This window comes from Angustibacter speluncae (assembly GCF_054777815.1).
This window is the reverse complement of sequence record NZ_BAAHAF010000132.1, coordinates 1-654: the sequence shown is the minus strand read 5'-3', so window position 1 is coordinate 654 and position 654 is coordinate 1. Positions and strand designations below refer to the sequence as shown.

Genomic DNA, 654 nt, shown 5'->3' with positions numbered 1-654 from the left:
CGCCGTGGCGGCGGTGCCCGTGCTCGCCCTCCTCGTCTCCCGGGGGCTCCAGCTGGCCGACCTGCCCGCCGTCGACCCGGTCCTGCCGGCTGCGCTCGTCGTGGCCGCCGGGCTCGCCGTCGCCGCGACGCTGCACCGGGCGGGCTCACCGCTCGCGCTCGGCACCGAGGTCAGCGCGGCCGCCACCGGGGTCGTCGTGCTCGTCGGGACGGCGGCCGCCGCCGTCGGCGCCGCGGACGGTCGGCCGTGGCAGGTGCTGCTCGTGCTCGCCGCCGGCTGCGCCGTGCTGTCGCTGCTGCCGTCGCGCCGGTGGGTCGCCTGGGTCGCGCTCGGACTCGCCTCCCTCGCCCTGTGGGACCGCCTGGGCGCCGCCGACGTCGGCACCGTCGAGGCCTTCAGCCTGCCGCCCGCGCTCGTGCTGCTCGTGGCCGGGACCCTCGCCTCCCGCCGCGACGGCACCGTGCTGCGGCCGAGCCTGGTGGCCGGTGCGTTCGCGCTGGTGCTTCCCACGGCCGTCGCGGCCGTCGGTGGTCCTGCCTGGCGACCGGCGCTCGTGCTCGCGGCCTGCGGCGCGGCGGTCGCGCTCGCCCGCGTCGTCGGTGCGGGCAGCCGGACGCGCAGCGAGGCGGCGGCGCTGCTGCTCGGCTCCGCGGC

At 80.6% G+C, this 654-nt stretch carries 1 protein-coding gene; it reads left to right on the top strand.

Annotated elements, in window-relative coordinates; translation table 11 throughout:
• Positions 1-19 precede the first annotated feature (19 nt).
• Positions 20-654: SCO7613 C-terminal domain-containing membrane protein (locus ACYVKY_RS15335; RefSeq protein ID WP_460435857.1), on the top strand; the 635-nt coding region annotated here is incomplete at its 3' end.